Source organism: Microbacterium sp. M4A5_1d (genome assembly GCF_053345465.1).
Genome location: NZ_JBKFAD010000001.1, coordinates 1697418 through 1704100, shown reverse-complemented (window position 1 = coordinate 1704100; position 6683 = coordinate 1697418). Strand labels below are relative to the sequence as shown.

6 protein-coding genes are annotated in these 6683 nt (G+C 70.7%); 3 read left to right on the top strand and 3 right to left on the bottom strand.

The window, feature by feature from the left end:
• Positions 1-1603: DEAD/DEAH box helicase (locus ACLBWJ_RS08120; protein ID WP_447660068.1), on the top strand; the 1603-nt coding region annotated here is incomplete at its 5' end.
• Between the two features lie 266 nt (positions 1604-1869).
• On the opposite strand, the gene ACLBWJ_RS08115 is transcribed toward ACLBWJ_RS08120, so the two are convergent.
• Positions 1870-2934, bottom strand: coding sequence for an Rv2578c family radical SAM protein (locus ACLBWJ_RS08115; RefSeq protein ID WP_447660067.1), 1065 nt, complete (start codon positions 2932-2934; stop codon positions 1870-1872).
• Positions 2935-3241: 307 nt separating this feature from the next.
• On the opposite strand from ACLBWJ_RS08115, the gene ACLBWJ_RS08110 reads away from it, so the two are divergent.
• The gene (locus ACLBWJ_RS08110; protein WP_447660066.1) at positions 3242-3826 is read left to right on the top strand and encodes an NUDIX hydrolase; all 585 of its coding nucleotides are present in this window, start codon (positions 3242-3244) and stop codon (positions 3824-3826) included.
• Between the two features lie 50 nt (positions 3827-3876).
• Positions 3877-5070, top strand: coding sequence for a M15 family metallopeptidase (locus ACLBWJ_RS08105; RefSeq protein ID WP_447660065.1), 1194 nt, complete (start codon positions 3877-3879; stop codon positions 5068-5070).
• A 127-nt stretch (positions 5071-5197) separates the two neighbouring features.
• On the opposite strand, the gene ACLBWJ_RS08100 is transcribed toward ACLBWJ_RS08105, so the two are convergent.
• Entirely contained in the window at positions 5198-5767 is a 570-nt protein-coding gene (locus ACLBWJ_RS08100; protein ID WP_447660064.1) for an ECF transporter S component, read from the bottom strand.
• Positions 5764-6675, bottom strand: a complete 912-nt coding sequence (locus ACLBWJ_RS08095; RefSeq protein ID WP_274178137.1) for a siderophore-interacting protein — start codon at positions 6673-6675, stop codon at positions 5764-5766. Before ACLBWJ_RS08095 ends, ACLBWJ_RS08100 begins: the two co-directional genes overlap by 4 nt.
• Positions 6676-6683 lie beyond the last annotated feature (8 nt).

Sequence of the window (6683 nt, the reverse complement as noted above, 5' to 3'; positions counted from 1 at the left end):
TCCGCGTCGCGACTTCTCGGACCGTCCGCGTCGCGATGACCGCCCGGCGCGTTCGTTCGATGACCGCCCGCGCCGTGACTTCGCCGACCGTCCGAACCGCGATGACCGTCCGCGTCGCGACTTCTCGGACCGTCCGCGTCGCGATGACCGCCCGGCGCGTTCGTTCGATGACCGCCCGCGCCGTGACTTCGCCGACCGTCCGAACCGCGATGACCGTCCGCGTCGCGACTTCTCGGACCGTCCGCGTCGCGATGACCGCCCGGCGCGTTCGTTCGATGACCGCCCGCGCCGTGACTTCGCCGACCGTCCGAACCGTTCGGACTGGAACGCCGAGACGAAGTCGAAGGCCCACCAGGACCACGTCGACACCGTCCACGAGCGCCTGCAGGCGGAGGCCGTGGATGCGGCATCCGTCGCCCAGTCGTCGTTCGCCGACCTCGGCCTCGGTGACAACATCGTCCGTCAGCTCGACGCCCTGGGTGCGGCATCCCCGTTCCCGATCCAGGCGGCCACCATTCCGCCGATCCTCGAGGGCAAGGACGTCCTCGCCCGCGGCCGCACCGGCTCGGGCAAGACCATCGCGTTCGGCGCTCCGCTCGTCGAGTCGATCCTGCGCAGCCAGGCCGGCAAGCGTCGCGAGTTCGGGCGTTCACCCAAGGCGCTGATCCTCGCTCCGACGCGCGAGCTCGCGCTGCAGATCGACCGCACCGTCCAGGCGATCGCGCGCAGCGTCGGGCTCTTCACGACGCAGATCTACGGCGGAGTGCCGCAGGCGCGTCAGGTCGGTGCGCTCAAGAAGGGCGTCGACATCATCATCGGCACCCCCGGCCGCATCGAAGACCTGCAGAACCAGGGAAAGCTCGACCTCTCCGAGGTGGGGATCGTCGTGCTCGACGAGGCCGACCACATGAGCGAGCTCGGGTTCCTCGAGCCCATGCAGCGCATCCTCCGCCTCGTGCAGGACGGCGCGCAGAAGCTGCTGTTCTCGGCGACGCTCGACCGCGAGGTCGCCGCTCTGGTCGACGAGTTCCTCGTCGAGCCGGCCGTCTACGAGGTCGCGGGCGAGAGCCAGGACACCTCGACGATCGATCACCGTGTGCTCGTCCTCGACCACCGTGACAAGGCCGAGATCCTCAACTCCCTCGTCGACCGCGACGGCAAGACGCTCGTCTTTGCGCGTACCCGTGCCTACACCGAGATGCTCGCCGAGCAGTTCGAGGATGCCGGGATCGCCGCGGTCGCGCTCCACGGCGACCTCAACCAGGGCAAGCGCACGCGCAACCTGCAGCGCCTGACCGACGGCAAGGTGCGGGTGCTGGTCGCGACGGATGTCGCAGCCCGCGGCATCCACGTCGACGACATCGACCTGGTCATCCAGGCCGACGCTCCCGACGAGTACAAGACCTACCTGCACCGCGCAGGGCGCACCGGCCGCGCCGGTCGCTCGGGCGCGGTCGTCACTCTCATCACGCGTCAGCGTCGCCGTCGCATGACCGAGATGCTCGAGCGCGCCGAGATCGACGCTCCGTTCGACGATGTCCGCCCCGGCGACGACATCCTCGAGGAGGTCTCGGGCCGACAGCTCGCGAACGTCGACGCCTGACCCGACGCCCTGTTGACGCCCCGCTGAGCGCTGCGACCCGACGGTCGTGGCGTTCGGCGGGGCGTTTCCGTTGGCGGGGCGCTCGCGGTTCGCCGTGCCGTGCGCGGGCTGAGAGCCCTAAGAGGCTGAGCGGTGGGAGCCGGCCGCGCGTTGAGCCTGATCTCGGGACCATACCCCGGCAGCGCGCGAGAGTGTCCCGGCTCGCACTCCCGGCTCCGGTTCGCAGCGCCCCGGGCCGCGAAACTCGGGCCACTGTGCTGCTTGCGTCAGAAGAGCGTGGGAACGGATGCCGCTGCAGCGGCGCGGCCGCGCGAAGTCGTGACCACCGGTCCGGGGCGGAATCGTCGCGTGGCGGGCTGGGCCTCTTCCTCTTCGAGCCCTCCCCGAAGGCGATGCCGCGCGAGCAGAGGTCGAACGCGCGCCGCGAGCATGCGCCGGTAGCCCTGCGGTGCCTGCACCGAGGCCCCGGGGTACAGACCGCGGTACACCGGCACGAGGTCGGGGCGTTCGCGCGCGAGCCACTGCTGGAACCAGGGTTTGACGCCCGGTCGCAGGTGCATCGCGCCGTAGACGACGCGGGCGGCGCCGGCATCCGCGATCCGGCTCAGGGCATCGTCGAGTACCTCGGTCGAATCGGTGAGGTGCGGCACGATCGGCATCAGGAACACCGTCACCCGGAACCCCGCGGCGCTTGCCGCTCGCACCGTGTCGAGGCGAGCGGCGAATGTCGGCGCGCCGGGTTCGAGCAGCTGCCGCAGCGGCTCGTCGAGTACCGCGATCGACATCGCGAGGTCGACGGGCACCGAACGTGCCGCCTCGGCCAGCAGCGGCAGGTCACGGCGCAGCAGGGTGCCTTTCGTCAGCACCGAGAACGGCGTGCCGCTGTCGACCAGCGCCGTGATGATGCCGGGCATCAGCCGATAGCGGCCCTCCGCACGCTGGTAGGGGTCGGTGTTCGTGCCGAGAGCCACCTGCTCGCGCGCCCAGGTCGGTTTCGAGAGCTCGCGGCGCAGTACGTCGGCGGCGTTCAGCTTGACGACGATCTGCGAGTCGAAGTCGGCTCCCGCGTCCATGTCGAGGTACTCGTGCGTGCCCCGGGCGAAGCAGTAGACGCAGGCATGCGTGCATCCCCGGTAGGGATTGACCGTCCAGTCGAAGGGCATCGCCGAGGGGCCCGGGACCCGGTTGAGCGCCGAGCGCGACATGACCTCGTGGAAGGTCACTCCTGCGAATTCCGGCGTCGTCACCGAGCGCACGAGGCCGTTGAGTGTCTCGAGGCCGGGCAGCGCAGCGGCATCCGCCACGCCCATCTGCTGCCCCTGCCATCGCATGAGAAGATTCGAACAGAAATTCGAAGTGTTGTCAAACATGAAAGCGCGAACCCTCGTATGCTCGGGTGCCGGTGAGGTGACAGGCAGATCGTTTCACCGGGGATCGAGGACGCTGCGAGCGGATGGGGGAGTGCGCTGTGACTCTGACGTCAGCTGGGGAGAGGGTGAGATACGCCGGGGTAGCCGACGTGGTCGGTTTCTGCGAGCCGGATCGCACCCGCCCCCCGACGACGAGGGTGCGCCCCCGGCTCGTCCGAATGGATGAAATCCGCCGCGCTGTCGGTGCCGGTGTGAACGGTGCCGCACGATGACGATCATCGATCGAACCGCGTCGTACGCCAAACAGTTCACCGTCAGCGGCTACGTGCTCGATCCCGCAGAGGACCGAATCCTCCTCATCCATCACAAGAAGCTCGCGAAGTGGCTTCCGCCGGGCGGTCATGTCGACGAGGATGAGACGCCCCAGGCGGCGGTCGTGAGAGAAGTGTTCGAGGAGACCGGCGTGGCAGCCGTGCTGCGCCCGCACGCGGGCGTCGACCTCGCCGCGGACGGTCGCACCGAAGCTCAGCTCGACCTCCCGATCAGCATGAGCTATCAGCTCATCCCCGAGCGCCCCGGCGAACCCGCGCACATCCATATGGACATGGCCTTCGTGTTGCACACTTCGGAGCGCGGCGCCCTGTCGCCCGCGGCCGGAGAGGTCCTCGACGCGGGCTGGTTCTCGAGCATCGAGATCGACGAGCTCGACGCGTTCCCCTCCGTGAAGGTGATCGCGCGAGAGTTGCTCGCTCCGGCGGCTGCGGAAGGGCGCGCGGGCAGCGTGAGCCCGGGGGCATCGCCCGCCGGACCCGATGCCGTGTTCGGCGAGGGGACCAGCCCGGGTCGCGGGTGAACCGCGCTGCGAACGGGAACTCAACCGGACCCGCAGGGCAGAATGGGGTCGTGGTGCACCCGACCGAGCCCGAGACGCGTCGCTCGCGACGCGAGCGATCGGCGGAGGCGCGCCCTCTCCCCTCGCGGCGCGAGCTGCGTGAGCGGGCCGGCGCTTCCGGTTCCGCGGCGAGCGGTGCTGGTGGCGAGGTCGCCTCGGCTTCGTCGGCGGAGGGCCGATCACCGGATGCCGCCGCCCTGTCGGCATCCGTGCGTCTGCCGGCATCCGTCTACGTCCGCCGTCGCGCCGTCGCGGCCACGGCTGCACTCGCGCTCGTCGGCCTCGTCGTCGCCGGTACCGCCGGCTTCACGTCGGCACTCAGCGGACCGGATGAGGCTCCCGTCGACCCCGTCGCCGCGCTCGTCGGTGACGCCGCGGCGGGCGCGCCCAACGCATTGTCCATTCCTGCGCCCGCGCAGTCCGGCGATGCTGCCGCCGCCCAGCCGGCCGACGACGCGACGACGGATGCCGCGGCCGCGGGCGACATCTGCGGTGATCCCGGATTCCAGCAGGCGCTCGCGTCGGGCTCTGACGCCGACGTCATCGCCGCGGCCGGGGGAGCCGAGCCTTTCCGGGCCGCGATCGCGGGCGGTGCGGCCCCGTGCATCGATCTGCACACGGCCGGCCGCACGTGGGTCGTCGTGAACAAGCTGAACGCGCTCGATCCGATCGACTACTGGCCCGAGCCGCAAGCGCGCGCCGAGGGCGTCGAGCGGACGAGTGGCGGACACATGCGCGCGGACGTCGCGTCCGCCCTCTCGCAGCTCGCGGCCGCCGCGCAGGCTGAGGGCGCGGGCACAATCGGAGTGAACAGCGGGTTCCGGTCGTACGACTTCCAAGTGTCGACGTACCGCAACTACGTCGGTCAGCTCGGCCAGGGCAACGCCGACCTCACGAGCGCCCGCCCCGGGCACAGCGAGCATCAGACCGGTCTCGCCGTCGATGTGGTCGCATGCGACGGTGGGTGCGGGGCGATCGAACAGTTCGGCGGCACGGCGCAGTCGGACTGGGTCGCCGCCAACGCGCATCGCTTCGGGTTCATCATCCGGTACCCCGATGGCTTCACCGAGACGACCGGGTACGAGTACGAGCCCTGGCACCTGCGGTACATCGGCCCTGACCTCGCCGCGCTCTACGCCGAGGGCGGCTACCGCACTCTCGAAGACTTCTTCGGGATGCCGCCGGCCCCGACCTACGCCGACTGACACCGCCCGGCGCCCTGCGCCCGGCGCCCTGCGCCCGGCCCGTCGACTCGCCAGGTTCTGCGGATCCCGCACCGGGCGCATCCGCATTTTTCGGCGAGTCGACGGGGGAGGGAAGGGGGGAGAGGGGTCAGGCGGGCGTGCGGCGCCGGGCGAGGGTCGCGACGCCGGCGGCGCGCAGGCGGTCGCCGATCAGGATGCCGAGCCACGTCGCTCCGACGCAGCTGGCGACGCACAGTGCGACGAACCCGATGAGCACGGGCGCGCTCATGCTCCACAGATCGAACGACTGCGCTGCGAACACGGGATACGTCGCGCCGATGATCGCGGCGCCCGCGTAGTGCAGCCACGTGTTCCAGCGCCGGTAGAGCGTCGCGAGGAACGGCAGCTCGGGGAAGAACGACCAGTAGAGCATCGTCGCGACCGATCCGATCGTGAAGAACGGGGCAAGCACGAGTCCTGAGATCAGCCCCACGAGCAGCCCCGCTCCCGGGCGTTGCAGCAGCCTGAGGGCGATGACCGCGGGCAGAACCCACAGCCCGGCGATCGCCACCGTCGCGAACGGCACCGTGAGGAACAGGGTCGTCGACGCGACCCACGCAGGCGCGAGCAACGCGCTCGCCGCGACGCCGATCGCGGCGCACGTCAACAGGTATGCCGTCGAGACACGCGCGGCGCGCGACCGGGGTGCCGCGGTCATGCTCGCATCTCCCGCTCCGTCGTGGCTCGGCGTTCATCATCCGGCGCGTGCTCGGATGCCGCCTGGGGCTTGGGGGTCGGCGAGCTCGCGCCCTCGCGCCAGTACCCGACGAAGCTGATCTGTTCCTTCGGGATGCCGTGGTCGGCGACGAGCATACGCCGGGCGGTGGTCGGCAGCGACTGCTCGCCGACGACGAACGCGTGGAGGGGCTGCGCGGGCAACGCGCCGGGCGCCAATCCGCTCAGCGCTGCGAGGGCGGCTGACCCCGGCTTCGCGTCGGGCGCCCGGACGAGCCACCGGACCTCGACCCCCGGAGGTGCATCGATCTCGAGCACGTCGTCGCTCGACGGGGCCTCGATGAACGCGGTTCCGGATGCCGTTGCCGGCAGCGAAGCGCAGATGGAGGCGACGGCCGGTGCCCCCGTCTCGTCGGCGACGAGGAGCACATGATCGATGCCTCGCTCGGGGTTGAAGCGCAGCCCCTCGTCGATGATGACGACGCTCTCTCCCTCGTGGGCCTGCGACGCCCAGCGGGAGGCGGGTCCGGCGGTCGGCCCCGAGCCGTGCAGCACGAAGTCGACGTCGATCTCGGCACCGCCCGCCGGCCCCGCCGGCCGGTACGCCCGCACCGAGTAGTTGCGCATGACCGGCCGTTCGCCCTCGGGGATGCGGAGGTACTTCAGGTAGCCGAACAGCTTGTTGGCCTTGGCCGGGATGCGGTCGAGGGCCTCATCGCCGCCGAGCGGCAGGAAAAGGCGGAACCACTGGTCGTAGCCCAGCGGTACGAACCGGTCGATGTCGCCGCGCCCCAAGGTGACCCGCATCCAGTGCGGGGCGAGGCGCTCTGCACGCAGCACCTCCAGACGCACCAGACCGGGCGTCATGGGCTTCACGATGTTGCGGGTCATGCGCAGCA